Source organism: Chitinimonas sp. (assembly GCF_036568685.1).
Lineage (GTDB): Bacteria > Pseudomonadota > Gammaproteobacteria > Burkholderiales > Chitinimonadaceae > Chitinimonas.
Genome location: NZ_DATCSC010000144.1, coordinates 40,823 through 65,037 on the forward strand (window position 1 = coordinate 40,823; position 24,215 = coordinate 65,037).

At 63.6% G+C, this 24,215-nt stretch carries 30 protein-coding genes; 9 read left to right on the forward strand and 21 right to left on the reverse strand.

Features of this window, described 5'->3' with window-relative positions:
- Positions 1-117 precede the first annotated feature (117 nt).
- The 3 genes from VIM95_RS20920 to VIM95_RS20930 form a co-directional block, all read right to left on the reverse strand.
- Positions 118-447 carry a hypothetical protein gene (locus tag VIM95_RS20920; protein ID WP_331989613.1) on the reverse strand — a complete coding sequence of 110 codons (330 nt, stop codon included), beginning with the start codon at positions 445-447 and terminating at the stop codon, positions 118-120.
- A 407-nt stretch (positions 448-854) separates the two neighbouring features.
- Positions 855-1,235, reverse strand: coding sequence for an SgcJ/EcaC family oxidoreductase (locus tag VIM95_RS20925; protein ID WP_331989615.1), 381 nt, complete (start codon positions 1,233-1,235; stop codon positions 855-857).
- 93 nt (positions 1,236-1,328) lie between these two features.
- The gene (locus VIM95_RS20930) at positions 1,329-1,832 is read right to left on the reverse strand and encodes a hypothetical protein (RefSeq protein WP_331989617.1); all 504 of its coding nucleotides are present in this window, start codon (positions 1,830-1,832) and stop codon (positions 1,329-1,331) included.
- Between the two features lie 399 nt (positions 1,833-2,231).
- On the opposite strand from VIM95_RS20930, the gene VIM95_RS20935 reads away from it, so the two are divergent.
- Positions 2,232-3,728, forward strand: a complete 1,497-nt coding sequence (locus VIM95_RS20935) for an alkaline phosphatase family protein (RefSeq protein ID WP_331989619.1) — start codon at positions 2,232-2,234, stop codon at positions 3,726-3,728.
- 78 nt (positions 3,729-3,806) lie between these two features.
- Here VIM95_RS20935 and VIM95_RS20940 read toward each other — a convergent pair whose 3' ends face one another.
- Together VIM95_RS20940 and VIM95_RS20945 are read right to left on the reverse strand one after the other, a co-directional pair.
- A complete protein-coding gene (locus VIM95_RS20940) occupies positions 3,807-5,069 on the reverse strand; it encodes an aspartate carbamoyltransferase (RefSeq protein ID WP_331989621.1) in 1,263 nt (420 codons plus the stop codon).
- Between the two features lie 65 nt (positions 5,070-5,134).
- A complete protein-coding gene (locus tag VIM95_RS20945) occupies positions 5,135-5,707 on the reverse strand; it encodes a hypothetical protein (RefSeq protein ID WP_331989623.1) in 573 nt (190 codons plus the stop codon).
- Between the two features lie 370 nt (positions 5,708-6,077).
- Here VIM95_RS20945 and dapA point away from each other — a divergent pair, with 370 nt between their 5' ends.
- Positions 6,078-6,935, forward strand: coding sequence for a 4-hydroxy-tetrahydrodipicolinate synthase (dapA, locus tag VIM95_RS20950; RefSeq protein ID WP_331989625.1), 858 nt, complete (start codon positions 6,078-6,080; stop codon positions 6,933-6,935).
- 46 nt (positions 6,936-6,981) lie between these two features.
- Here the strand turns inward: dapA and VIM95_RS20955 are convergent, their stop codons facing one another.
- From VIM95_RS20955 to VIM95_RS20970, 4 genes are all read right to left on the reverse strand, one after another.
- Entirely contained in the window at positions 6,982-7,791 is an 810-nt protein-coding gene (locus VIM95_RS20955; protein ID WP_331989627.1) for a DNA/RNA non-specific endonuclease, read from the reverse strand.
- A gap of 39 nt (positions 7,792-7,830) precedes the next feature.
- Positions 7,831-8,220 carry a hypothetical protein gene (locus VIM95_RS20960; RefSeq protein ID WP_331989629.1) on the reverse strand — a complete coding sequence of 130 codons (390 nt, stop codon included), beginning with the start codon at positions 8,218-8,220 and terminating at the stop codon, positions 7,831-7,833.
- Positions 8,221-8,224: 4 nt separating this feature from the next.
- Positions 8,225-8,548 (reverse strand): hypothetical protein, encoded by a 324-nt coding sequence (locus tag VIM95_RS20965; protein ID WP_331989631.1) that lies wholly within the window; start codon positions 8,546-8,548, stop codon positions 8,225-8,227.
- 163 nt (positions 8,549-8,711) lie between these two features.
- Positions 8,712-10,328, reverse strand: coding sequence for an FMN-binding glutamate synthase family protein (locus VIM95_RS20970; protein WP_331989633.1), 1,617 nt, complete (start codon positions 10,326-10,328; stop codon positions 8,712-8,714).
- A gap of 165 nt (positions 10,329-10,493) precedes the next feature.
- Between VIM95_RS20970 and VIM95_RS20975 the strand changes: the two genes are divergently transcribed.
- The gene (locus tag VIM95_RS20975; protein ID WP_331989635.1) at positions 10,494-10,889 is read left to right on the forward strand and encodes a DUF4288 domain-containing protein; all 396 of its coding nucleotides are present in this window, start codon (positions 10,494-10,496) and stop codon (positions 10,887-10,889) included.
- Positions 10,890-11,050: 161 nt separating this feature from the next.
- Here VIM95_RS20975 and VIM95_RS20980 read toward each other — a convergent pair whose 3' ends face one another.
- Entirely contained in the window at positions 11,051-11,815 is a 765-nt protein-coding gene (locus VIM95_RS20980; RefSeq protein WP_331989637.1) for a TorF family putative porin, read from the reverse strand.
- A gap of 290 nt (positions 11,816-12,105) precedes the next feature.
- Between VIM95_RS20980 and VIM95_RS20985 the strand changes: the two genes are divergently transcribed.
- Positions 12,106-12,783 carry a BPL-N domain-containing protein gene (locus VIM95_RS20985; RefSeq protein ID WP_331989639.1) on the forward strand — a complete coding sequence of 226 codons (678 nt, stop codon included), beginning with the start codon at positions 12,106-12,108 and terminating at the stop codon, positions 12,781-12,783.
- Positions 12,784-12,868: 85 nt separating this feature from the next.
- On the forward strand, positions 12,869-13,702 hold the full coding sequence (locus VIM95_RS20990) for an alpha/beta hydrolase (protein ID WP_331989641.1): 834 nt from the start codon (positions 12,869-12,871) through the stop codon (positions 13,700-13,702).
- Positions 13,703-13,733: 31 nt separating this feature from the next.
- On the opposite strand, the gene VIM95_RS20995 is transcribed toward VIM95_RS20990, so the two are convergent.
- The 10 genes from VIM95_RS20995 to VIM95_RS21040 form a co-directional block, all read right to left on the reverse strand.
- Positions 13,734-14,441 (reverse strand): hypothetical protein, encoded by a 708-nt coding sequence (locus tag VIM95_RS20995; protein ID WP_331989643.1) that lies wholly within the window; start codon positions 14,439-14,441, stop codon positions 13,734-13,736.
- Between the two features lie 374 nt (positions 14,442-14,815).
- Entirely contained in the window at positions 14,816-15,172 is a 357-nt protein-coding gene (locus VIM95_RS21000; protein WP_331989645.1) for a VOC family protein, read from the reverse strand.
- An 81-nt stretch (positions 15,173-15,253) separates the two neighbouring features.
- On the reverse strand, positions 15,254-15,790 hold the full coding sequence (locus tag VIM95_RS21005) for a DUF1697 domain-containing protein (RefSeq protein ID WP_331989647.1): 537 nt from the start codon (positions 15,788-15,790) through the stop codon (positions 15,254-15,256).
- A 101-nt stretch (positions 15,791-15,891) separates the two neighbouring features.
- The gene (locus VIM95_RS21010) at positions 15,892-16,929 is read right to left on the reverse strand and encodes an alpha/beta hydrolase (protein ID WP_331989649.1); all 1,038 of its coding nucleotides are present in this window, start codon (positions 16,927-16,929) and stop codon (positions 15,892-15,894) included.
- The gene (locus tag VIM95_RS21015) at positions 16,922-17,692 is read right to left on the reverse strand and encodes a DNA-binding domain-containing protein (protein WP_331989651.1); all 771 of its coding nucleotides are present in this window, start codon (positions 17,690-17,692) and stop codon (positions 16,922-16,924) included. Before VIM95_RS21015 ends, VIM95_RS21010 begins: the two co-directional genes overlap by 8 nt.
- Complete coding sequence (locus tag VIM95_RS21020) at positions 17,682-18,551, reverse strand: DUF692 domain-containing protein (protein WP_331989653.1); 870 nt, start codon at positions 18,549-18,551, stop codon at positions 17,682-17,684. The genes VIM95_RS21015 and VIM95_RS21020 overlap by 11 nt, the downstream gene beginning before the upstream one ends.
- Before the next feature lie 63 nt (positions 18,552-18,614).
- Positions 18,615-18,887: a hypothetical protein gene (locus tag VIM95_RS21025; protein ID WP_331989655.1), complete on the reverse strand. Its 273-nt coding sequence runs from the start codon at positions 18,885-18,887 to the stop codon at positions 18,615-18,617.
- A gap of 46 nt (positions 18,888-18,933) precedes the next feature.
- Positions 18,934-19,755 carry an alpha/beta hydrolase gene (locus VIM95_RS21030; protein WP_331989657.1) on the reverse strand — a complete coding sequence of 274 codons (822 nt, stop codon included), beginning with the start codon at positions 19,753-19,755 and terminating at the stop codon, positions 18,934-18,936.
- A gap of 28 nt (positions 19,756-19,783) precedes the next feature.
- The gene (locus VIM95_RS21035; protein ID WP_331989659.1) at positions 19,784-20,059 is read right to left on the reverse strand and encodes a DUF2282 domain-containing protein; all 276 of its coding nucleotides are present in this window, start codon (positions 20,057-20,059) and stop codon (positions 19,784-19,786) included.
- Positions 20,060-20,137: 78 nt separating this feature from the next.
- On the reverse strand, positions 20,138-20,605 hold the full coding sequence (locus VIM95_RS21040) for a DoxX family protein (RefSeq protein WP_331989661.1): 468 nt from the start codon (positions 20,603-20,605) through the stop codon (positions 20,138-20,140).
- A 208-nt stretch (positions 20,606-20,813) separates the two neighbouring features.
- Between VIM95_RS21040 and VIM95_RS21045 the strand changes: the two genes are divergently transcribed.
- Together VIM95_RS21045 and VIM95_RS21050 are read left to right on the forward strand one after the other, a co-directional pair.
- A complete protein-coding gene (locus tag VIM95_RS21045) occupies positions 20,814-21,293 on the forward strand; it encodes a MarR family transcriptional regulator (RefSeq protein ID WP_331989663.1) in 480 nt (159 codons plus the stop codon).
- Positions 21,294-21,338: 45 nt separating this feature from the next.
- Positions 21,339-21,854, forward strand: coding sequence for a hypothetical protein (locus tag VIM95_RS21050; RefSeq protein WP_331989665.1), 516 nt, complete (start codon positions 21,339-21,341; stop codon positions 21,852-21,854).
- Positions 21,855-21,949: 95 nt separating this feature from the next.
- On the opposite strand, the gene VIM95_RS21055 is transcribed toward VIM95_RS21050, so the two are convergent.
- Entirely contained in the window at positions 21,950-22,366 is a 417-nt protein-coding gene (locus tag VIM95_RS21055; protein WP_331989667.1) for an organic hydroperoxide resistance protein, read from the reverse strand.
- A gap of 396 nt (positions 22,367-22,762) precedes the next feature.
- Here VIM95_RS21055 and VIM95_RS21060 point away from each other — a divergent pair, with 396 nt between their 5' ends.
- Together VIM95_RS21060 and VIM95_RS21065 are read left to right on the forward strand one after the other, a co-directional pair.
- Positions 22,763-23,182, forward strand: coding sequence for a globin family protein (locus tag VIM95_RS21060; RefSeq protein WP_331989669.1), 420 nt, complete (start codon positions 22,763-22,765; stop codon positions 23,180-23,182).
- Positions 23,183-23,434: 252 nt separating this feature from the next.
- Positions 23,435-23,908 carry a hypothetical protein gene (locus VIM95_RS21065; RefSeq protein ID WP_331989671.1) on the forward strand — a complete coding sequence of 158 codons (474 nt, stop codon included), beginning with the start codon at positions 23,435-23,437 and terminating at the stop codon, positions 23,906-23,908.
- Positions 23,909-24,215 lie beyond the last annotated feature (307 nt).

A 24,215-nucleotide genomic window follows, 5' to 3' on the forward strand; every position in this document is an offset into this window, starting at 1 on the left:
CGTTGCCGTTAGCCGGGGAATCAGGGAGGAGTGAGACAGCATGCCTGGCAGGGCCAAGCGGTGGCGGGTGGTGAGACCCGCCGAGGGGTAAATCAACTTACTTCAGGCGCTGGTGACTCAACGAAGTTCAACAGCGGCCAGCTTGATCAGGTTGTTGCTGCGGCCTTGCTCGGGCACGTAGCCGGCACGGCGGAAGGCATCGGTGTTGTCCGGGCTGATGTGCTTGGCCTTGCCGGCCACCAGGATGTATTCGCCGCTGCGTGGTTTGGCAGCAGTACGGCGGTAGGCATCGGTATTGTCCGGCGACACGTTGCCCACTTGTTCGGCGCCGTAGAAGGCGACCGAGCTGTGGCGGACGGTGTCGGTGTAGGTGGTTTCTGCTGCGGTGGCGTAGGTAGCGGTCAGGCCAACAACGGTAGCGGCGATGAGCTTGGCGATGGTTTTCATGATGTTTCCTTTCAATGTGGGTAACTGGTGGAATTCTTGGATCACGTTGCCAACTTTGCAGCTGCGTTAACTATTTGCGCGCTAACTTTAAAGTTGGTTCTTAACTCGCACTGCGCTCTGCTTACCGTTTCCTGTTGTCCAGCCTGCCGAGCAGTCCGCGCTTCGCTCCGGCCACTAACAAAACCCTTCTGGCGTTGTTGTGCAAGCTTGCCGTACCACCTGTACTGTCTTCGCTTGCACGCCTAGCCAGAATCGCTTCGCTGGGTTTTGTTAGTGGCCCTGTTTGCTGCGTTGCGCTTCCATGGGCTGCAATATACTTACGACGATAACGATTAGCAAGCTAAATATTTAACCGTTCGTCGGTTTTGAACTGGGGGCCTGTTGCTGCAGGGGTAGAGGAGGGCCGCTCAGGTCAGCGTATGGGCATCGCGCGCCAGCAGCCAACGGCCGTCTGCCTGCTTGCGGTAGATGGTAAGGCGGTTGCCGGCCAGGATCATGGTCTCGCCACCCTCGCGCGGGGTAAGGGTGAGGGTATCGCGGCAGACGGTGTAGGCGAGGTCGTCGATCAGGTAGAGCTCTTCAATCTCGCTGGTGCATCGCAATTGGTAGAGCCGATGGCCTTCGGTGAAGCCCTTGGGGAAGCCTTCCTTGCCAAAGGGCGGTTGGCCGGGGCAGAGGAAGACCGCGTCGTCGGTCATCAGGGTGAGCAGGTGGTTGAGGTCGCCGGCGTTGACGGCGCCGATCCAGGTGGCCAGCAGGGCGCGGACAGCTTGTTCATCGGCATGCATGGCGACTTCGCTTTCGTGTTGTGCGGTTTACCGTAGGCAGCATAGTGGGCAATGGTGGCCTGCGCCGCTGGCGGTGGGCTGGACCTGCTTGCCTCAGTGTGCGGCGCGGTAGGCGGCGATGCGCTGCTTGGCTGCGTCCAGTGCGCCGGGCGGCCATACATCGACCTGGCTGCCGGGCTTGAGGTAGGCGTCGGTGAACTCCACGGCAAACTGCTGGGGCGCATAGTCCGTGCCCTTGGCTGCCAGGGCTTCCTTGTTGCGGTACCAGAGGTCGAGGATGGCGATATCGATGGTGCCGGAGAGGCCCAGGGTCTCGTGCATGACCTGGTGCCATTCGCTCGCCTTGGTCTTGAAGACCTTCTGCAGATTCATGCCCTGGATGGCCTTGGACTTCTCGGGCGGCAGTTGGCCGATCACGTCGAGGATGTAGTTCTCGAAGAAGACAAAGATGGGATTACTTTTATAGCGGGACGAATCGAGGCCGGCGCTGGGCCTGGTGGCGGTATCGGCCAAGGTTGGCTGGCCGGCACCAAGGGAGAGCACCAGGCCAAGCAGGAGCGGGGTGGCGATGCGGGTAGTGGTTTGTTGCCTGGTCATTGTTGGTCTGCCCTGCGGTTTAACGCTGCCAGCATAGGCGGGTATGCCAACCAGAACCAGGGGGCTGTCTTCTTATGACTGGCCCTTGTGGCAGTGGTTGATGCCCGTTTCCGCCGGCACATGCGGGCCTGGGGTGAGGCCATGACCCAGCGCCTTGGGCAAGGGGCGGTTTGAGCGTCGCCTCCGTTGGCCGCTGGCGATAGCGCGCTGCGCCTTCGGTCCGCCAGCACCGCTTACCGCTGATCTGCATGGCGAACGCTGGGTACCCTGTGCCTGAAGTGAGTTGTATGGGCTTGGGTACCTATCTATAAAGCGGCTAAACAGGGCTGGTTGCTTTGACCGCCCGCGATCACGCATCTGCGTGGTACGCGGCCGGCGAGGCGAAATTTCAGGAGGAAGATGATGGAGATGCACCCAAGCGTGCAGCAGATTCAGCATGTGGTTGTGCTGATGCTGGAAAACCGGTCGTTCGACCATATGCTGGGCGCGCTGCCGGCGCAGCAGGGCTATGCGGACTGTGATGGTGCGGGGCCTGCGCGTAGCAATGTGATCGAACCCGGCGGTCGACCTTACCCACAGACCGCCCGCAGCAATTTCCGTTTGCCCTTGGCGTTCGACCCCAAGCATGAATTTGCCAACGTCCAGACCCAGTTGGGGGCGGCAATCGACATGAGCGGATTTGCACACGATGCGCTGACCACCGCGAGGTCGCTGGAGGGGTTTTCCGATCAGTCCCCCGAGCAGCAACAGGCCTTGGTTCAGACGGTCATGGACTACTTCTGCTGGGGCGATCTGCCCGGGCTGCATGGCTTGGCCCAGGCCTTTACGGTGTGCGATCGCTGGCATGCTTCGGTACCTGGGCCGACCTGGCCTAACCGGTTCTTTGCCATGATGGGGAGCTGCCACGGCCGTATGCTGATGCCCGATGGCCCCTTGGGCGGGCTAACCGCCGTACGCTCGATTGGTGCGCAGCTGGGCAAGAACAGCATCTTCTCGGTGCTGCCTGCCGGCATGCACCAGATCTACAGCGACTATCTGGTACCGCTCAGCGTGCTCTTGAAGGGTGCCAGCCCACGCGCATCCATGAACCAATTCAAGTCGGATGTTGCGGCCAACAAGCTACCGGCGTTCAGCTGGGTCGAGCCCAACTACAGCAGCAACCTCGCCAAGGCGAATTCGCAGCACCCGCCAGAGGATGCCCGCCGTGGCGATGCCTTGATCGCGGATGTCTACAACACCCTGCGTGCCAACGAGCAGGTATGGAAAAACAGCCTGTTGGTGGTGCTGTATGACGAACACGGCGGCTTTTACGATCACGTGCAACCAGGTTCGACCCGCCCGCCCGATAGCGACCAGGCCGATGTGAACTTTGACTTCAAGCGGCTGGGCGTGCGCGTACCCGCGGTGCTGGTTTCACCCTGGATCAAGCCGGGCGTGCTCAAGATGGGAGGCGGCAAGCCGGTCTACGACCACACCTCCTTGCTGGCCTTCCTGTGCGACAAATTCGGACAGAGTCAGAAAAAGCCCTTGCTGGGCCAGCGCGTTGCCAAGGCCTTGCATTTTGGCACTGCGGACATCTGGCTGGATGCACCGCGGACCGATACGCCCAAGACGCTGATCAGCCCCCTGCCACCGGCGGTTGCAGACGAAACCATTTCGGACGCCCTCAATAGTGCACTCCCCAACCTGGTTGCCGGCCTGCATGCCCAGGCCAGCACCCAGCTGAAGAATGGCGCATTGGGGGCACCGATGCCCGGTGGTGCCCACGCCCAGGCCGCCCAGCAAAACATCCTGGACGCCTGGAACAAGGGCCTGGACGGGCGCACTGACGATGAGGTGGCCGATATGGTGGCGCAGATCAAGGCGACCTTTGGTGGCGATAGCCCGGTGAACTGACGCCGCCGGCCTGGCCTTGCAGCCCGGCAGCCAACCGTTCGGCGTCCGTTCCGCCGTATATCGGCCCGGTGCGCGGCCTCAGTCCAGCGTATGGAACCCCGCATCATCCGGCCCCACCTGGTGCGGGTGGCGCCAGGCCGGCTCGCGCAGGCTGTGGGGGATCTGGTCGGCTACGCCCATGAGCTGGGCGAAGATGGCCATGCGCACCGGTATGCCGTTGTCGGTCTGGCGGAAGATGGCCAGGCGCGGGTCGTGGTTGAGGTCGGTAGAGAGGTCGTTGGCACCGGGGCGGCTGTCGCGCGGCAGCGGGTGCATGAGCACCACGTCGGGCTTGCACCAGGCTTCTACGGCCGCCAGGTTGAGCTGGAAGTCGGCGCTATAGCCCTCGATCACCTCGCCACCCATGCGTTCCTTCTGCACCCGGGTGGCGTAGACCACGTCGGCACCGGCGAGGCCATCGGCGAGGCTGTCGAACGACTCGATCACGTTGCCGTTGCGCGCCGCCAGGTTGGCAATGGTGTCTGGCAGGGCCAGGGCAGCGGGGGCGACCAGGGATATCTTGAGCCCACGGTACTGGCCCAGCAGCTTGGCCAGCGAGTGCACCGCGCGACCATGCTTGAGGTCGCCCACCAGGGCGATATGGCTGCCGTCGATCAGCTTGTTGAGCCGCGAGAATTCCTGCTCGATGGTGTAGAGGTCCAGCAGGGCCTGGGTGGGGTGCTCGCCGGGGCCGTCGCCGCCGTTCACCACTGGTATGTGGGTAGCCTGGGCGAACTCGGCCACCGCGCCCAGGTCCGGGTGACGTACCACCATGGCGTCCACATAGCCGCTCACCACGCGGCTGGTGTCGTAGATCGATTCGCCCTTGGCCATGCTGCTGAAGGTAAAGCCGGTGGTATCGCACACCGAGCCACCCAACCGGCAAAAGGCCGAACCAAAGCTGATGCGGGTGCGGGTACTGGCCTCGAAGAACAGGTTGGCCAGCACGGCGCCTTCCAGCACGCGGCAGATCTTCTGCCGGCGGGCGATGGGCTGCATCTGGTCGGCCAGGCGGAAGAGGTCTTCGAGCGAATCGCGCGAGAACTGTTCGACCGAGAGCAAATGGGCCGAGCCGGCGACGCTGCTGCGTGACTGTACGCTCTGTGTAGATTTTGGGCCGCTGTGCAGGATCTCGGCAATAAAGCGCTCCACCACGGTGGGCATGCTGCGGTGCTCGTTGGAATCGTCCGGTAGCAACCAGCTATCCATGGCGCGCTTGCTCACGCCCAGCCGATCGGCTAGGCCATCACGGGTGAGGTTGAGGGTGCGCATGGCATCGCGCAGGGTGATCTGCTGGGACATGGTGGGGCTCCAATACACAATGTGTATATTGTGCATGGAAATCACCACTGTGTATACGCGCTGTGCTACCGGATCTCCGCTGCGTGTTCCCCCATGCCCTGCAGTGGCCCCAGCGGGTTGTTGGTCTTGTCCAGCTTGTCGATATTGGGCTTACCGCCCCAGGTGCGGTAGACCACCACATTGCTCTTGAGCAGGATGATGGCGTTGAAGCGCCAGCCGGTGGTGCGCCACTCGCGACGGAAGTTGAGGAAGTCCGGCCAGAAGCTGCCTATCCGCTCACGGTACTCGCCGCTGGCGTTGACCTCGATGCCGCTGCACTCGGCTGGCAGCGCCAGGCAGCTGCGTACCCCCTTGTCGAGTTGCACATTGCTGCCGTCGCCGGCCGAGAAGCGGCGCAGGATGTCTGCATAGCTGAGGGTGGCGATATTGGTACCGGTCTGTGGGTCGAAGCCCATGCGTCGCAGGTCGTCCAACTTTGTGCGGCGGGGCTGGATGCGGTTCATCGCTGCCTCTGCATCTTCGTAACTTTGCCAGGCAGATTTTTCCACGCTTTTGGATTCTGGCAGCAGGCTGCTGCAGGCGCTCAGCAGGGGCAGGGTGGTCGCAAGCGCGAGTGCGCGCAGGGGGAGAACAGGCATGATGTGCCTCCACTCGGTTGCGCAGCCGCGCCTCGGGCGTGAGCGCGGCTGGCATAGGGCTGACCTTGAGCAAAGTGTATGCCGATCTGCGATTGGGACCGCTACCGCATGGCAGCGCGTGCACGCTGCAGCAATTTGCGCTAGGGTAGTATGCATGCAAGCCGCCCACGCCACCTTCTTCTTTGCCAGCGCCACCCTCGGCGCGGGCTTGGCACGGCCTTGCGTCGCAGCAAAAAAAGCGAAAAAACAGCGGCTCATCTGACCGGAGCGCTGTTCCGTCAGATGTGACGGAACAGACCAGGTCGCCCTTCTCCCGCCTTGCCTGCCGTCCCGCTGACCGGTTCTACGCGGTCTTTATGGAGTACATGGCATGGCAGTCTTTACCGGTATCTGGGTACCTCTTATCACGCCCTTCGCCCAAGGCGAGGTGGACCACGCGGCCTTGCGCCGGCTGGTGGCGCGCTACCGGCAGGCTGGCGTGGCCGGCCTGGTGGCACTGGGCACCACGGGCGAGCCCTCGACCCTGAGCGAAGTGGAACAGGATGCCGTGCTGGCCACCGTGCTGGCGGCGGCCGAAGGGCTGCCGGTGGTGGCAGGGCTCTCCGGCAACGACCCGGCCGCCATGCTGCCGCGCCTGCGCCAACTGGGCACGCTGCCGCTGGCGGGCATACTGGTGCCGGCCCCCTACTATGTGCGCCCCAGCCAGGCCGGCATCCTGCAGTTCTTCACCACCCTGGCCGATGCCAGCCCCCACCCGCTGGTGATCTATGACATCCCCTACCGCACTGGCGTACGGCTGGAGATACCCACCCTGCTGGCGCTGGCGGCCCACCCCAATATCAAGGCGGTGAAGGACTGCGCCGGATCGCTGGATAGCACCCTGGCGCTGGTGCGCGACGGGCGATTGGCGGTGCTGGCAGGGGACGACCTGCAGATGTTCAACAACTGGTGCCTGGGCGGGCAGGGCGCCATTGCCGCCACCGCCCATGTGCGCACCGAGGAGTTTGTGGCCGCCTGGCGGGCCATTCAGGCCGGTAGGCTGGCAGAAGGCCGCGCCGCCTACCTGCGGCTGGTGCCATGGATACAGGCCGCCTTTATGGAGCCCAACCCGGCGCCGGTGAAGTATGTGCTCGCCCGCGAGGGCTTGATCCAGAACGCGCTACGGCCACCCATGCTGCCGGTGAGCGCAGAGAGTGCTGCGCGCCTGGATACCCTGTTCGCTAGCTAAGGCCTCAGCCGGCACGGGGCTGCAGCCTTATTCACCAGGCGGCACCTTAGCTGGCGCAAGGCTGTCGTACAGGCCACATGACCGAGCGCAGCGTCGCCAGCCGGCGCTGCTCGCGTGGGGCCAGGGCGCTCAAGAGGTGCATGCCGCTACGCTCTTCCACCTCCCGCACGGTGACGATATAGGGCTGCAGTACCTCGGCCGGCGGTTTGCCCTGCTTGGGTACGCGCGCATTGGGCAGGATAAAGCTGATCACGCGCCGTCGGCCCAGGTCCACCACCATCTTGAAGAAGGCGCTGGGTACGGCCACCTTGTCGGCGCCGATGGTCTTGCCCGGCTGGTCGTAGATGGGGCCGGTGATGGCGTACAGGTCACCGCGCTCGCAGGTCCAGTTACGCACCATTTCTTCCAGGTCGGCCCAGATATGGCGGTTGAGGTCCTGCCCCTGCTGGGGAGCCATGTTCGAGAGTAGAAAGCTCTGCACCATGGCGTTGTCGCTCCACTTCATGTCGGCTGCCGGGGCCATGTGGCCGCGGTCGTAGCCGCTGTTGACGTAGTCCGGCTTCTCGGCGCGCTTGCCCTCGGGCAGCTCGCTGTCTGCTGCAAAGGGCTCCCCCAGCTTTTTGCGGTCGGCCGTGCCGGCAAAGCGCGCCGGGGTGAGGTGCTCAACCACCCAGACCGGGGTTCTGAGTGCGTTGTCGTGCACCAGCACATAGCCCTCGCGGCATAGCAGCCCGGTCAGCTCGTCCCGGTCGCCTTTGATCACGGGCTCGCCAATGGCCTGCAACATGCTGCTGCAATCTGCCGCGGTAGCGGCGCCCCCCAGCAAGAGGAGGAGTGAGATCAGCCAGATTCTCATGGAAGGCTCCTAGGGGATCAGCAGCAGTCAAGTTGCAGGCTATTGGGCCGCGCCGCCCTGGCCGCCCTGCGGGTTGCCGCCTTGGCCGCCCGCCTGGTCATTCCCGCCGGTGTTGCCGCCGTCACCGGGCTTGATGCCCTTGGAGATCAGAAAGCTGCCGCCGCTGATGCCCAGCAGGGTGAGCGCACCATTGGGCACGTCGATCAATTGGCCGGCCTCGATGCTGAGCGCGAGGTAGAGGCCGGAGATCACCAGGGTGAAGACAAAGAGCTGAAAGCGCGAGATGGAGGCCTTGCCGTCCGGCTCGCACAGGAGCTTGCTGAGGTTGGGGACATAGAGCACCTTGTACAACGCCACCAGCACAATGGCGAGGTAGCTGATGGCCAGGGTATAGAGCAGGATGCTCTCTGCATGGGCAGGCGTATTCATGAGGCTACTTCCTCCGGTTGCGGGTGTATTTGCCGACCAGGTAGATGCCTTGGCTGGCGGCGGTGAGGGCGATCAGTTCCTGGGGGACGTCGGGTAGCTGGGGCTGTGCGCTGTGCAAGGTGGCGAGCGCCTTGGCGGCATAGGTGGCGACGCCAGCGAGCCAGACAATCAGCAATTGCACGCGCTCGGGGTCGATGGCGGTATCGCCACTGCCCAGCATGCCGCGCAGGTTGATGCGGCCGTTGAACAGCCGGAACAGCACCACGCCCAGCATGGCGGCGTAGATGAGCAGCAGGCTGTTGAGCAGCAAGCTATGGAGCGGCGGCACGGGTCTAGCCGCCTGGAGGCAGAGCGGGGCGCACACCTGGGCGCGCGATGGGCTGCGGCATGATTCCTCCCTGGACCGAACAGCATTCTTGTTTGCTGATCGGTTTAGTTGCCAGGGAGTCAAAGTGCAAGCCGGCTTGATAGCCGGGGTGATGAACTTTCCGTTACGCGGCCTGGGGCTGGCTGTAAACCTGCTGGAAACTCTCCGCGCTCGCCAGCGGCCAGTAGCGGTTGAAGACCTCCAGCCGGCAGGGGCCGTCGGTCAGCAGCTCGCCTGGCTCCAGGTAGCCCAGCAGCTCGGAAAGACGCTTGACCTCGTGGCTGGAGACGCGCCGCACGATGTGCTGCGGGCCCAGGTCGCAAGGGTGCTGCAGGCCGGCGGCCTGGACCAGCTCCTGCAGGGCGTGCAGGGTGTTGTGGTGGAAGCGGTAGACCCGCTCGGCCTTGTCGGGCACCACCAGGGCCTTCTGCCGGGCGGCGTCCTGGGTGGCCACGCCGGTAGGGCAGCGGTCGGTATGGCACTTCTGCGCCTGGATGCAGCCCACGGCGAACATGAAGCCGCGCGCCGCGTTGCACCAGTCGGCCCCCAGCGCCAGGGTACGGGCAATGTCGAAGGCGGTGATGACCTTGCCCGATGCACCGATGCGGATGCGATCACGCAGGCCGATGCCGACCAGGGTGTTGTGTACCAGCAGGAGGCCTTCCTGCAGCGGCGTGCCCACATGGTCGCTGAACTCCATGGGTGCGGCACCGGTACCGCCCTCTGCGCCATCCACCACGATAAAGTCGGGGGTGATGCCGGTCTGCAGCATGGCCTTGGCGATGGCAAAAAATTCCCAGGGGTGGCCCACGCAGAGCTTGAAGCCAGTGGGCTTGCCGCCGGAGAGCGTACGCAGCCGCTCGACGAACTCGAGCAGCCCCACCGGGGTGCTGAACTCGCTATGGCTGGCCGGCGAGATACAGTCCTGCCCCATGCTGACGCCGCGGGTAAGGGCGATCTCGCGGCTGATCTTGGCCTTGGGCAGCACGCCCCCGTGGCCAGGCTTGGCGCCTTGCGAGAGTTTGATCTCGATCATCTTGACCTGCTCGGTGCAGGCCTGCTCTACGAAGCGCTCTGGGCTGAAGCTGCCATCCTCGTTGCGGCAGCCGAAGTAGCCCGAGCCCAGCTCCCAGATCAGATCGCCGCCGCCGGCACGGTGGTAGGGCGAGATCGAGCCTTCGCCGGTGTCGTGCGCGAACTTGCCCATGGCGGCGCCCTGGTTGAGCGCCTGGATGGCATTGGCAGAGAGCGAACCAAAGCTCATGGCCGAGATGTTGTAGACCGAAATAGCGTAAGGCTGGTCCCGACCGGCGCCAACGGTGACACGGAAGTCTGAGCCGGCCAGCTTGGTGGGCGCGAGCGAGTGGCCCACCCATTCGTAGTTGTCGGCCATCACGTCTAGGTCGGTACCGAAGGGGCGGCTTTCGTTCTCACCCTTGGCGCGCTGGTAGACAATGCTGCGCTGCTTGCGCGAGAAGGGCGTCTGCTCGTTCTCGTCCTCGACGAAGTACTGGCGGATCTCGGGCCGGATAAACTCGAAGAAATAGCGTAGATGGCCCCAGATAGGGTAGTTGCGCAGCACTGCGTGGCGGGTTTGCAGCAGATCGTAGGTACCCAGCAGGGTGAGCGCCGCGGCCGGCAGTATCCACAGCCAGTGGAAGGGACCGATGATGGCCAGCGCCAGCGCGCCAATGAGGACCAGGGCGGAGGCCATGACGGCCAGGTAGCGGCGAGAATGCATGCGGGGACCTCGGGTGGGAAACGGCGCTAAAGGATTTGTTGCTCCTGGCCGATAGCCAGCATAGTGCAAGCTGGCGCCCGCGCCTATGCGTGGGCCACGGGTTTGTCGCCAATTGACGATTTGAGCAGAAAGCAGCTTGGCAGGGATGACCCTAAAGGGGGAAACGTGGCCTGGTATGTGGCGGTACTGGTGGTGGCATGCGAAGTGGCGGGCCTGGCTGCGGGCAAGCGTCTATTCGACCGGCAGATACGGCTGATCGAGGCGGAAACGGCCGAAGACGCCTACCAGAAGGCACTGACCTTGGGTGAGGCGCAGCACGCGAGCTATTTGAACGCCGATGGTGCCGAGGTGAACTGGCGCTTTGTAGGGCTGTACGACCTGGTTCGACTGGACGGTGCACCGGGCGATGGGGTGGAGGTCTACAGCCTGCTGGAGCGGGGCAGGGCGCTGGACGAGGTGGTGGAGAAGCACCGGCTCACCGTTTTCTGGGCTGAGCAACATGCCGACGAGACCGCCGGGAGCTTGCTGGATGCGCGCTTGCAGCCTTATGCCCCGGAATGACATATCGCTTGTGCAAGGCCGTGGATCGAGACAAAAAATAGGCCGATCCTGTGAGATCGGCCCATGGGAGTGCGGCCCGGGTTTGGGCGCCCCGGCCGCCGGCGTCTGGTTTTCGCCACTCGGTTAATCGTTTGCGCTGATCACAGCGTGTGCGCCAGTGATCAAAGGGTCTTGCTGAAGGTCACGGCTACCTGTTGCTTGCCCATGTCCTTGCCAAAGGCATTGCGGTAGTCCTGACCCACGTCGCCTTCGGCATTGGTATCGGTGTAGCTCAGGCTCAGGGTGCCAAAGCCCACGTCCTTGCTTACACCCAGGCGCCAATCGGTGTAGCTGGCACTCTTGCGGTGTGCCACGGTCTGGCGGCCCAGGTGGGCTTGCAGGGTCCAGTCCTCGGCAATGGTCGGGGCCAGAGTCAGGTCGTAGTAGCTGCTGCCGTGGGTGTTGGCACCGTTGCTACCGGCCCAGCCAAACAGGTTGCCGGTGGAGCGCGAATACTTGAACGAGGCCCACTGGTAGCTCAGACCCGCGTACAGCTCGGTGGTGTTGGGGCTGCTCACGCCGGGGTTGCGGGTGCCGGGGTAGTAGTAGCTCAGCACGCCCACGTCATAGCCCACGCCATCCACAATGCTGCCCTTGTAGCCGCCGTAGACATCCACCTCGGTCGGGTAGCTGCCGCTGCCCTGATCGGCGAGCCAGCTGATGCTGGAGCCCCACAGGCCGGCGTAGAAGCCACTCTGGTGGGCATAGTCCAGCCCGCCCTGGATGGCTGCGTGGTGGTTGGTCTGGGTAATGCCACGGAAGACATAGTCCGAGGTCACGGCCACATTGCCGCTGAAGGTGTATTCCGGCGCCGGTGCATCGGCAGCCAGGGTGGGTATGGCAAACAGGGCGCTGGTGACGAGGGTGGCGAGGACGGTGGTACGCATGGGGAGAGAACCTTTCGGGTATTGCGTTCGGGAAAGGCCTGCATGCTAGGGAGGGCGGGGTAAAGACGGGGTAAAGAAGCGGGCTGGGGGTGTAAAGGTAGTGCTGGGATACCAGACAGGTGCTTAAGCTGGCCTTGGGGTAGGTGCGATAAGGTGCTGGAAGGTGAATGTGTCGGGAACGTAGCGTGGCCGGCATGATCCATAGCCAGGGCCTGCGTTGCGGGCTGTCTATCTTTTCACCATACCTTTCCATGAGATTGCGCCCCATGATGCTCCGCCGCTTGTTTTGCATGCTTCTGTTCACCACCGGCCTGGCCCACGCCAGGACGGTAGGCATCTTCAACGGCGCGGGGACCTGTGATGGCTGTGCAGAGACGGTCGCCACCTTCTTCTCGGCGCAGGGCGATAAGGTCGTCTACCTGAACGAGCACACCCTCACCGCCAACAAGCTGGCCCATATGGAGGTCTATGTGCAGCCCGGCGGCTCGGACGATATCGACGAGACCCTGGATGCACTCTCGACCGAGCAGGTGAAGGCTATACGCGAGTTTGTGCAGGAGGGCGGCAGCTACCTGGGCATCTGCGCAGGGGCCTACCTCGCGGCGCGCTATAGCTCGGCCGCCGACAAGAAGCCGGCCTACGGGCTGATCAACAATGCCGAGCTGTCGTCCGAATCGGCCAGTGCCGCGCCTTCGCTCCTGAAGCTGCAATGGGGCAAGCTGAGCCGCATGGTCTACAACCAGAGCGGCCCGCAGTTTGGCAAGCAGGCCGGCAAGGGCGTTGAAGTGCTGGCGCGCTATAGCAAGAGTGGCCGCATTGCTGCCCAGGCCAGCCGTTTTGGCCAGGGCAAGGTGGTGCTGGTCGGCCCGCACCTGGAGGCCGACGAGGACTGGTACGAAGCCGACAAGCTGAGCCTGCAGTATGGCTTGAACCAGGATTTGTTCCGCGAGCTGCTGCGGCGGCTTTGATGGGATACAGGGTGGCGAGGTGCTTAAGCTGCTCTTAGGACAGCCTCAACTACGCTGTTAGCCCCACTTGATTGGATCGGCAGCCATGACTTGGAAAACGACCATCGCCGAACAGCGCGGAACGGCAACCACCTTGCTGCTGGCTGGCCTCCTGCTCGCTGGTTGTGCCAGCGTCCCCACCACCCACGTCTACCGCAGCACCACCGGTTCGGTGGCCTATACCCGCATAGGCAGCGGCCAGCCCACGGTGGTGCTGCAGGCCGGGTTGGGGGATGGCAAGGCGGCCTGGGCGCCGCTGGTATCGCGCCTCTCGCCGCGCTACACCGTGCTGGCCTACGACCGGCCCGGCTATGGCGACAGTGCCGACAGCACCCTGCCGCGCGACCCCTGCAGCGTGGCGGTGGCGCTGCACGCGCTGCTGCACGCGGAAGGCTTGTCACCACCCTATGTGCTGGTGGGGCACTCCTTAGGCGGGCTCTACCAGTATGCCTACGCCCAGCTCTACCCGCAGGAGGTGGCCGGCCTGGTGCTGGTGGATGCCACCCACCCACGCCACTGGCAGCATATGCAGGCCGAGGTACCGACCAGTGCGCATATGGTGGAGGTACTGCGAGCCACGCGTTTCTCTGCGGTGATGCGGCGCGAGTTTGACCAGCAGGCCGAGTGCACCGACAAGCTGATGGCGCAGGCACCGCTGGCCCTGCCGGCCAAGGTGTTGACCCGCACCGACTACGACCTCTACGAGCGCGGTGCCTTTGAGCGCATGGTGAAGGTGGACGAGCAGGACTGGCTGCGCCTGACCGGCGCGCGCCAGGTTGAGCCGGTAGCGGGCTCCGGCCACTATATCCAGCGGGACAAACCGGAGGCGGTGGTGGCCGCCATCGATGCGCTGGCCGCCCAGGCCAAGGCTGGGCGCTAGGCCCGGCTTGGGTAGTAGGGATGGGTGGCGCTTATTCCGTCAGCTGCTGGTTCTTGGGCAGGCAGGCGTTTATGTTGTCGCGGAAGTGCTGCACCATGCGGGCGGACGCGACATCCTCGGGGATGACGGCAGCGGTGGCGTAGGTGTTGATATGGGATCTACCTGTCAGCAGTACGTCGGAGAACAGCGCCTGGTTATTGCGGTAGCACTGGCTGCGAAATTGCAGTGTGCGCCAACCGCGCTGCAGCTCGTCCAGCCGCGCCATGGCGGCCTTGTATTCTGGGGTATCAAGGCCAGACGGAGGTAGGGTGCGGCTGGCTTTATAGGCGCCTTCAAGTGCGGCTTCCCAGCTATCCAGAAAGACCTGCAGGGTGTGAAAGTCGGCGTCGTAGTCGTTCTGGACGACACGCTTGGTATTGGCAGCGGCTGTGCCGCCTACTTTGCCGGAGGGCGCCTTGGCGGCCTTGGTGACCGGTTCTGTGGCTTGGTCGGCGGTAAAGTGGCGGTAGGCCAGTATGCCGGTCAGTATCAGCAGCAGCCCCAGTAGCAGCCAGATGCGGCGCTTGCCGTTGTCGGTACCATCATCGACCACGGTGTATTGGAGCTCGGGTTCGGCGGCCGCGCCCTCGGATTTTGCCGGCACCTTGTTGTAGGCCACGCCGCAGCCGGGGCATTGCCAGGCCGGGTTGGTATCCGTCGGCAGGCGCACGTAGGCGCACTTGGGGCAAGTGATGTCCATATTCTCCCTCTTCCTGCATAGCTAGTTTTGGTTTTGTTCTGCCTCAGGCCGTCATTCGCCGGACGGGCCTGGGCTGCAACCCACCCACTTTGTGCATGAGCTTGGTGTGCAAGAGCGTTGCGCATCCTAGCGAGGCTGGAGGGTTTGCACCAGTGCAGGCTTTTCTGCCGGCGCATAAGCCGGCACGCTTGGCACCATTCCCCTGCACCTCTTGCCTGTATGCCGCTCGAATACCCCGCCCGACTCTGCCTGTGTCCCGGTCGGTTCTATGGCCTGGGCGGTGTGGCGGTGGCCGCAGAGGATGCGGAAGAGGTTATCGTGGTCAGTGCCGGCCGCGGTGACGGTGGTGGAGGGATCAAGGCGCGCCTTGGGGCTTACCCCCGGTGGCTGATCTCCACGGTCACCCCGCCCGGTAGCGGAAAGTAAAAGGCCAGCGCCCCATAGGCGCTGCGTGGCTCCATGGGCAGGTCCACGCCTTGGGTCTGCAGCCGCCGGTAGGCGTCCCACACCGCCTGGTCGGAGGGTTGCAGAAAGCCGATGTGAAAGTCGCGGGGGTAGGGCGGCTCGTCCGCTCGGGCGCGGGTAAGCACCAGTACAAAGCCGCCCTCGCCGCGCAGCAGGGCCATGTCGGCGTCTATGGGCTTGAGTGGCACAAAATCCAGGCAACGGGTCAGCACCGCGGCGGTGATGGCCACGTCCGGTACCGGCAGGTCGAGGTGGTTGAGTTGCATGGTCGGTGTCCCTGGCCTTGGCGACAACCGCCAGTGTAGGAAGTGGATACTGTGGGCTCAACCAGCCATATCAACCTGCCGCTAGACGGCAACCATCTCCTGCAACTTCAGCACCGTGGCCCAGTTGCGGGTGGTGAAGGCCTCTTTGGTCAGTTTGTTGAAGGCTGGCAGGATCTTGGAATCGAGTATGCCGACCTCGCACCAGAGATAGATGGCCTGTGCGCCGATGGCCACGGCGTCCGGGCTCCAATCTGGTTCCAATAAGGGCTGGGCCAGGGGCAGGTTCGTCGCACTGGCAGTAAAGGCCACCAGATGGCGGCTGGGGTCGGTCACGCGGTCCAGTAGCGGGTTCTGGGCGGCGATGGCGTTGAGGTCGGCTGCGGAGATCACCACCACAGCGCAGCTGAAGCCCGCACCTGCGGTGATGGCGGCTTCCAGCTCCTTGGCCATGGCGGCGCAGTCGCTCTGGCTGCTCTCGAACACGGCATTGCCGCTATTGAGCAGGGTGCGCGGGTTGTGGTGGCCGAGCGCTTCGAGCATGGCGCGTAGATCGGCCATGGCAATGCGCTTGGCCTTGCCGACATTGATGCCGCGCAGGAGGGCGATAAAGGTATTCATGCTGGCCAGGGGCTATGTTGGAACCGCCAGCATGCCGGCTATGACGGCGGGCCGCAATGGCCCGCCTTGAAGTCGGCTTCAGCTTTGCGCCGGGGTTGTGCTCAGCTTCGCCACTTGCCTTGCTGCACCAGCGCGGTAACGGCGGCAGCAAATACCTTGGGTACCTCTTGTGGTACCACATGACCTACGCCTTCCAGGCGCTGGTGGCGATGCGGGCCGGTAAATCGGCCGGCGGGTGGCGCGCTGCCTGGGTCGGCCACCGTGCCATCCAGGCTGCCTGCCAGGGTGATGGCCGGGGCGGTGATTGGCGGCAGCAGGGCGAGCTTGGCGGCCTTGTTGGCGTAGTCCGCCTGGCCGGCGGCAAGACCCAGCTGATAGCGGTGGGTGTTGATCACCACGTCCACATGGTCCGGGTTGTCCAACGCTTGGGCGCTGTGCTCGAACAGGGCGGCATCAAAGCGGCTGTGCGGTGACTGGGCCAGCCAGTTGCGGCGAGCCAGTGCCACGCGGTCAGCCAAAAGGCCGCTGCGGCCTTGCTCTGTCGCCAGGTAGTAGCGCTGCCAACGGCGGGCTTCGAAGTCCGCCGGCTGGGCGGGGCCGGGTTGTGCTGGGTCATCCAGCAGATAACCGTTGACGGTGAGCAGGCCCACGCAGCGGCTGGGGCGCAATGCGGCCGCTGCGCAGGCGGCGATGCCACCCCAGCCAAAGCCGGCCAGTACCGCCTCGGGGATATGCAGCGCGTCCATCAGATCGATCACATCCTGGCCTAGCGCGGCCTGCTCGGCCAGGCGCGGCGTGGCGGCGTTCAGAAAGCGGGTACTGCCATGGGCACGCAGATACGGCACCACCACGCGGTAGCCCTGTGCCGCCAAGCGTGGGATGACCGCCGCGTAGCTATGGATATCGTAGGGGTAGCCGTGCAGCAGCAGGATGGGGCGGCCGTCTTCCGGGCCTGCCTCGTGGTAGCCGATATCGAGCACATCGGTCTGCACCTGCTTGATGCTCAGCGGCGGCTGCGCGGCCGGTCGGATTGGCGCGCTGGCCGCTGCGGCCTTGGGTAGCTGGGCAAGTGCAAGGCCGGCGAGGCTGGCCGTGGCGCCGGCCAGAAAGCGGCGGCGGGCATGGTGGGGTTCAGTCATGGTGCATTACCTCGGCCGTGGACGGAGTGTTCACACCCACGATCAGTTCATTGGCCAGCCAGCCGACCAGCAAGGCGCCGGCCTTTTGCAGGCCCTCGGCCTCGCCCAAGAGGCTGACCAGCAGGGTGCACAGGGCGGCAAAGCTGCCATCGATCTGCAGCTGTTGCAGGGCTGCCAGCTCAAGGGTGTCCACCTGCCGCAACTGGCAGGTATGGTCGCGCCGCCAGACGGTCAGTCCAGCTGGTTCGGCTAGCATCTCGGCCTCCGGTGGCGTTTGTTCCTGCCACAGCGCGGACCAGATGGCCTCGGCATTGGTGCAGATGTCGCGGCACTGCAGCGAAGGTGTGAGCTGCAGGCGGGCGCGCTCCCAGTCGATCTCGGCCAGCAATGCTGCCGGCAGTGGTGCGGCGTCGGCCGCCACAAAGGCCTGCCCCAGCGCGGCTTCCAGCCAGGCCAGTTCATGCACGTCCGGGTTGTCGGGGAAGCGTTCGATCAGGGTGGTCTCAAAGCCCTCGGCGTAGGCGTCCAAGGTCCAGGCATGCGGTGGGTGCCGGTCTATATGCCAGACCGCGGTGGCCAGAAAGCGGGCCTCGCCCAGCCATTGCTGCAGCAAGGGGTAGCTGGCCTTGAGGCTACCCACCAGCTGGGTGCGGTAGTTGTTCTGATAGATGGCAAGGCCGGCCTCGCCTCCCAGGCGCTCGGCGGCATCGGGTAAGGCCTGGATCAGCCAGTGGCGAAAGTCGCGCTGCAGTTCAGCCAGCATGGAGGGCCTCCTCCCGGTGGTACTGGCGACGTTGCCGCCCGGCGGCCACGCCCAGTGTGCGGGCCAGTGCCAGTTCGTCCAGTAGCTCGTGCAGTGGGGGGATGCGGTCGTCGCGCTCTATCATGGTGGCGACCGGGCCGACCAGGGCGACCGCCCAGGCGTAGAGCGACCAGACGCTGGCGTTGACCGCCTGGTCGTGGGTGTCGATCAGCAAATGTTCGCCCTGGCTGTGGCCTGCCAGGTGGATCTGCCTTACCCGCTCATGCGGCAGGCCCTCCAGGAAGGTGTGGGCATCAAAGCCATGGTTCTGGGCGCTGACATAGACATTGTTCACATCCAGCAGCAGGTAGCAGCCGGTGCGGTGGCTCATGGCGGCGAGGAATTCCCACTCCTGCATGGCGCCGGGGAAGCTCAGGTAGCTCGATGGGTTCTCGATCAACATGGGCCGGCCCAGCACGTCCTGTGCTTGTGCGACGTTGGCGCAGACGCGGTCCAGTGCTTCCTCGGTGTAGGGCAGGGGCAGGAGGTCGTGCGAGTTGAACTGGTCGATGCGCGACCAGCTAAGGTGGTCGGATACAAAGAGAGGTTCGATCTCGTCCACCAGTGATTTGAGCCGCTGCAAGTAGTCCAGGCGCAGCCCGTCGGCCGAGCCGATGGACATCGAGACCCCATGCAGCGCGACCGGATAGCGCTCGCGTACCTGGCGCAGGATATGGCGCGGCTGGCCGCCGGGCACCATGTAGTTCTCGGAGATCACCTCGACGAAATCCACTGGCACGGCGCTTTCCAGAAAGTCGCGGTAGTGTTCCTTGCGCAGCCCCAGGCCGTAGCCGGGGAAGGGGGAGAGGGATGCAGGCATAGTCTGTACCTCGGCTTGTTGGCGGGGAGGCGAACCCGGCTGGGACCAGGCTCGCACTCGGGTTTACTTCGGCTCGGTCAGGGTGCCGCCAGCGTTCAGGCACTCGGTCTTGGTACGGACCAGAACGCCTTCGCCCTTGCAGCTGTTGAGGCCTTTGCAGTCGTTGTGAGCGGTGGCGCACAGGCTGGTGCCCTTGCAGGTATTGATGCCGTAGCAGCGGCCCGGCTGTTCCTTCACGGTGGGCTCGGTGGAGCTGGAGCCATCGGCAAAGGCCAGCGAGGAGAGGGCAATGGCGGCGGCTGCGGCGGCCAGGCTGAAGCGGGAAGCGGTGTTCATGGTGTTTTCCTTGGGTTGGGTTTGGGTGCTGCGGGTTAAACGGGGATCAGCGATCACGCATCGGCGTGTTGATACGAGAGACTTGGGTCGGCTTGGTGGTCGGATTCGGAGCGGCACCTACGTTGCGGGCGGCCTCCTCGATCACCTTGGCCACGGCCTCGGGTTGGGAGATATAGACCGCGTGGCTGGCCTTGATCTCGGTGACCTTGGCGCCGGCGCGTTGGTACATCCAGCGCTGCAGGTCCGGGTTCAGGGCGTGGTCTTCGGTGGCGACAATCCCGTAGCTGGGCTTGTCGCGCCAGGCGGCCACCCAGTTCTGCGCACCAAACACGGCGGCGGTGGCGGGTACCTGCGAGATGGCCATGAAGTTGGTGCGGTTCTCGGTCAGGTCGCCGGCAAAGTCGGCGCCGAACTTGGCCGGGTTGAAGAAGAGGTGGCCGTCGCGGGTGGGGATGATGTCGTTGCTCACGACGGGCATGGATTCGGCCAACTGGCCGGTGCTCTCGCCCACGTCCGGCAGAAAGCCCGCTACATAGACCAGAGCCTGCACCTTGGCGCGCACACCGGCCACGGTGATGACCGAACCGCCCAGGCTATGGCCCACCAGCACGGTGGGGCCGACCTGCTGGTCGAGGATCTCGCGGGTGGCGGCCACGTCGTCGTCCAGCGTGCTGTGCGACTGGTGCACCACGGTGACCTTGTAGCCCTTCTGGTAGAGGATGTCGTGCACCACCCGCCAGCCGGAACCATCGACAAAGGCACCGGGGACGATGACCACGTTGGTCGCGCCGGGTGGGGTGGCCGGCTGGGCTTGGGCGCCGGCGGCAAAGGCCAGGGCGAGGGCGGAGAAGAGGGTAAGTTGTTTCATGGTTCGTTCCCTATGGGTGGTGGCGGGCTTATTGCGGCTTGAGCGAGCCGTAACCCTTGGGGGTCTTGATCTTGGTGCAGGTGCCTTTCTCGACCAGGGTCCAGGCATCGCCCTGGTAGTCGGTATGCGAGGTACCGGCACAGCTGGTACCGGCACCTGCGGCACAGTCGTTCTGGCCGGCGAGGGATACGCCGTAGCACTTCTCCATGGGCTTGGGCTGCTCGGCGGTACCGCTGGGGGCGGCGGCAAAGGCATTCAGCGACAGGGCGAGGGCGGCGGCAAAGGTGGCGTATTGCGGTTTCATGGTGGTCTCTCCGTTGGTTGGGTGGGCTTGCGGTTTATCTATATCGAAAGCGATAACATCGCATGCGATATTGATGATTTAAAAAAAGACCCGGCGGGCAGGGCGGAAGGCGGCTTGCAGCGGGCGATCGAGCGACCAGGCGCCGGCACCGTGGGCAAGCAGCGGCAGCAACAGGCCAGCCCAGCTCAGGTGCACCGACCAGGCGTCGGGGTAGACAAAGATCTCGATCACCGCGGTCATGGCCAGCAGCGCGGCGGCGGCATAGCGGGTAAACAGGCCGGCGACCAGCAGCAGGGGGAGGAGGTGCTCGGCGTAGGTGGCCAGCTGGGCGGCCAGCTCAGGGGGGAGCAGGGGCAGGGCGTATTCGGAACGGAACAGCTCGTAGGTGGCGGGCTTGATGGTCAACAGACCGCTGACCTTGGTACGGCCGGAGAGAAAGAAGACCGAGGCGATGCCAACGCGGGCGACCAGTAGCAGCAGGTCTTGCGGTAACAATTTGGCGGGCCAGCTGCTGGGGCTGGGCGGTACGGCTTGCGGGTAGCTCATGGTGTTTCCTGGCAACGGTGGCGGAGAGGGTCTTGTTATTTGTCTGCTAGGCATCTATATATATCGTATGCGAGGTAATCGCATGAGCCGGATAGTAGCGAGCGGGATTTCGCATGTCAATACATTACGAGTAAATCGTGTGCGATGTATAATCCCCAAGATAGCTGCCAGATACGTAGGTAAGTGGGCCGGAGCCCAGAGGACGGAAATGAAAAAGACGACCAAACAAACCAAGGACGAAAACGGTTTCAAGACCCGCCCCCAGCTGGCGGACTTCCTCTGCTTCTCGATCTATTCCACCAACCTGGCCTTTGGCAAAGCCTACAAGCCGCTGCTGGACCAGCTGGGCCTGACCTACACCCAGTACGTGACCGTGATCGCGCTGTGGGAGACCGACAATCAGACGGTGAGCGAGCTGGGCGAGAAGCTGTTTTTGGAATCGAACACCCTGACCCCCATCCTCAAAAAGCTGGAAGCCGCCGGCTACGTCACCCGCAAGCGCGACCCGGAAGACGAGCGCCAGGTCAGGGTAGGCCTCACCCCCGCTGGGCGGGCACTGCGCGAGCGTGCCTTTGGCATGAGCCTGGCGGACGCCACCGGCCTGGCCCCGGATGAGTTCGCCGAGGTGCGCAACTATGTGAACCGCATGCGCGACAACCTGATCAAGCACACGCGGGGTGGGGAATGAACCGTGCCACGCCTTCGGTGAATAAGGTTTAGGCCAGCGCACCGCATGCCCATTACCCCCGCACAGCTGCGCGCCCTGGTGGAGGCCGAGCTCGAAGGTATTCGCGATGCGCGGGTGGTCGCCCACATACGCAGTCAGCTGGTGGAGCCGGTCGCCGTGGAGCGTGCATGGAATTATGGCGAAGAGGGCGAGACTTACCCGTGTTGGTCCATTCTGGAGCACCCTAATTCATCGACCGCCATCGCTTACTGCGAGTTCGGCTTTGGTCCGCGTACGCCTTGGGGCTTGGTTGGCTTGGCTGGTTTCACAGACATGTCGATGGGGATGGATTGCGGTTGGTACCTTACTTTGACCGATGCTTTCTTTGAATCTGCGGCAGCTACTGAGCTACCTATCTGGCGTGTATACAAACAAACATCAGGGCCGTATCCAGGCGTTGCACTGACTGACGAAGCCGACTGGGAGTCCACTTGGGCCAAGGTTTATGCGCTCAGGGTGGCAGACCCGACCGCCCGTTATCATTGCTCTCAAAGCATTCAGATTCGAGAGGATGGAGACTAGGATTGCGAGCGGGGGCGCAGGTGCTAGCCTAAGACAGAGGGGGAGCAAGCCGTATTGGCCTGCTCCCCCTCTTTCCGTCTAGCCCTACCTGACCATCAAACGAGGTTGATCTCGACGTTCATATTGCCCTTCGTCAGCTTGGAGTAGGGGCAGGTGGCGTGGGCGGCTTCCACCAGGGCCTGGGCGGTGTCGCGCGGCACGCCCGGCAGGCTCACATTGAGGCGGGCCTGCAGGAAGTAGGCACCGGTGTCGTTCACCAGGTCTACCTCGGCATCCACGGCCAGATCGGCCGGCAGGGCCACCTTCATGGCGCCGGCCGCCAGGCCCAGCGCGCCGATAAAGCAGGCCGACCAGCCGGCGGCAAACAGCTGCTCGGGGTTGGTACCCACGCCACGGGCGCCGGGGGAGGTCAGCTGGATGTCCAGCCGGCCGTCCGAGCTGCGCGATTTACCATCGCGGCCGCCGGTGGTGTGGGTCTTGCCGGTGTAGAGGACTTGGGCAGTGGTGTTCATGGTGAAGCTCCTTGTATCGGGTGACTGAAGTGTTTGGTTGTTCCGATTGGATCGGATGCGATGCAGTTTACTGATCAAAAAACACGAGTCAATCACTTTCGATAAAATCGTATGCGATTTTTGTATCGCAGTGTATCAGGCCAGCTGCGCGCACTCTCGTGGGCAAGGCCCTGCTTGGGCCGGCCGCCCGAGGGGCTGGCACAAGCTATTGAAAATTTAAGCTTTGCTTAGCGAAATTATCCGTTTGTTGCACAGGCGTGCCGCGTAAGGTGGCGGCTCGCACCCATGCGGTGCGCTGGCTGCAGGGCAGTTGCCTTCGGCCGGTCTGCGGCAGGATGGGCGCCTTGCGTCAGCAGCTTCTGCCACCTTGATCACCGAGCTTGAGGTTGCAGTGCAATGAATCGAAAGACTGTTCGACTGGTGCAGGAATCCTGGGACCAGCTCTCCTTGATGGCGCCGGAAGCCGCCGCGCTGTTCTACGCCAACCTGTTCGCTGCCGACCCCAGCCTGCGCAGCCTGTTCAAGGGCGATATGCAAGAACAGGGCCGCCGGCTGATGACCATGATCGGCGTGGCGGTACGCATGCTGGAACGGCTGGATGCCTTGATCCCGGCCGTGCAGGACCTGGGCCGCCGCCATGCCGGCTACGGCGTGCGCGAAGAGCACTACAACACCGTGGGCGGTGCATTGCTGATGACCCTGGGCCAGGGCCTGGGTGAGGACTACACCCCCGAGGTGGCAGACGCCTGGGCAGATGTCTACAGCCTGCTGGCGGAGACCATGATGGCGGCTTGCGAGGCTGAGACGACAGCCTGATAGACCGCGCAGTGATGGACGAGGAGTAAAAAAGGCCGCCGACCTCAGCGTTGGTGGCCTTTCTTACTGCTGTGTGTTGCTCATCGACACGTTGGGTTGTGTACTTCACGGCGACTTGCGTAGCCAATAGCAACACATTGAGTCCCCTCCGTTGCTTCGCAGTGCCGGCTGCCGTTACCTTCAATGTTTTGCAGAGCAAGCCATGCGCGACCTTCGTAGTCCAGACGGTTGGGACTGCTTGATGGATAAGGAATGAAACTTCTCAACAACGCCATCGCCGTCATGTTTCTATCGTTCATCATCGGCGTCCTTGCAGATCTTGTGCTGCGCCGCATGCCGTTTTACGGATGGATGAGCGCCCGCTACGTGTTTGCAGATTCAAAGACGTATGAAAGGCTTGGGGTTGAGTGGTTTCGGAAGATGCTGCTGGCAACGCCGCTACGGATGTTCAATACCAGCATCAAGCTGCCCAAGCATCGTGACCTGCAATTGCTGAAGGATATTCAAAAGCACATTGCGACCGCGGAAGTGTCGCACTGGGTGGGCTTTGCGGTGATGATGGTACTGACTATCTATGCCTGGGGCGTATACGGGCCGAAGGTCGGTCTCAGCTTTGTCTTTTTCAATACGCTCGGCAACCTCTACCCGTGCTTGCTCCAACAATACAATAAGCGGCGCTTGTACCAGCTGATTGCCGCCATGGAGCGACGCAAGTCGTGTCCTTGAATCAAGCCATTGCGACCCCTCGGCATCATCGATGCATGTGGTTACACTCCCCGCCCAGCGTGGCAAAGGCTATGGGCGATGGGTTCTGGAGTATGCCCTCGCGCTGGCCTGGTAGCGAGATTGTTGCAAGGTCATGCTGCTGTCTGGCGCGCAGCGCAGCTGTATGAGTCGGTTGGGTTCAATGGTGATGTTGAGCGGGGATTCGTTGCCAAGCCAACGGGTACTGTTTGATCTCTCATTACGGCTAATCGGCGCTAGCAGCGCTGATCGGTCGGTTACATTCAAACGTTAGGCTCTAGTCATGGAT